Raw genomic sequence first — 1375 nt, 5'->3', positions numbered from 1 at the left:
CTGCTGTACAGCCCCCGCAACAAAATCCTCGGCGTAGGCTTGCTGACCGAAGCCTTCTTATACGAAGAACAAACCCGTCGTGGCGTTTCCGTCAAACATTTTGAAGAACTGATGGACATCGGCGACCACTGTACCGTGTGCCACCGCTGCGTTAAACCTTGCCCTGTCAATATCGACTTCGGCGATGTTACCGTAGCCGTACGCAACTACCTTGCCGATTCCGGTCACAAACGCTTTGCGCCTGTGGCTTCAATGGGCATGGCATTTTTGAACGCCACAGGCCCGAAAACCATCAAAGCCCTTCGCGCCGCCATGATACAGACCGGCTTCCCTGCGCAGAACTTTGCCTACAAAATCGGCAAGCTTCTTCCGATTGGCACCAAAAAGCAAAAAGCCGAACCGAAAGCTACCGTCGGTACCGCCTCAATCAAAGAACAGGTTATCCACTTCATCAACCGTCCTTTGCCGAAAAGCGTGCCTGCCAAAACTCCGCGCTCCATGCTGGGTATAGAAGACGACAAGAGTATTCCTATCATCCGCAATCCGGCTTCGCCGGAAGATGCCGAAGCCGTGTTCTACTTCCCAGGTTGTGGCTCTGAGCGCCTGTTCAGCCAAATCGGACTCGCCGTTCAAGCCATGCTTTGGCATGTCGGTGTACAAACCGTCCTGCCGCCGGGCTATATGTGTTGCGGCTATCCGCAAGACGCTGGCGGCAATAAGGCTAAAGCTGAAGAAATGAGCACCAACAACCGCGTGGCTTTCCACCGTATGGCAAACACCCTCAACTACCTCGACATTAAGACCGTCGTCGTCAGTTGCGGTACCTGCTACGACCAACTGGAAAAATACCGTTTTGAGGAAATCTTCCCAGGCTGCCGTATCATTGACATCCACGAATACCTGCTTGAAAAAGGGGTGCAGCTAAACGGCGTGCAAGGTCAGCAATACCTCTACCACGACCCTTGCCATACCCCGATTAAAACCATGAACGCCACCCAAATGGCCAGCAGCCTGATGGGACAAAAAGTCGTCTTAAGCGACCGCTGTTGCGGCGAGTCCGGTATGTTTGCCGTCAAACGACCAGACATTGCCACTCAGGTCAAGTTCCGCAAACAAGAGGAAATTGAGAAAAACCTCAAAGAGCTGCCGCAGGGCGAACCCGTCAAAATGCTCACCTCCTGCCCAGCCTGCCTGCAAGGCCTGAGCCGCTATGCCGACGACAACAATATGCCTGCCGACTACATCGTCATCGAAATGGCGAAACACATCCTCGGCGAAAACTGGCTGGATGAGTTTGTGAAAAAAGCCAATAACGGCGGTGTAGAAAAAGTATTGCTCTAAGGACTTAGACAAAACTTTTGGATGTAATAAAGGC

General features: G+C 52.5%; 1 protein-coding gene. It reads left to right on the top strand.

Going from position 1 to position 1375, the window contains the following annotated elements:
- Window positions 1-1341: DUF3400 domain-containing protein (locus tag ACTHUM_RS14215; protein WP_440403190.1), on the top strand; the 1341-nt coding region annotated here is incomplete at its 5' end.
- Between the last annotated feature and the right edge of the window lie 34 nt (window positions 1342-1375).

This window comes from Neisseria sp. P0021.S006 (assembly GCF_051956895.1).
This window is presented reverse-complemented; position numbering and strand designations above follow the sequence as displayed.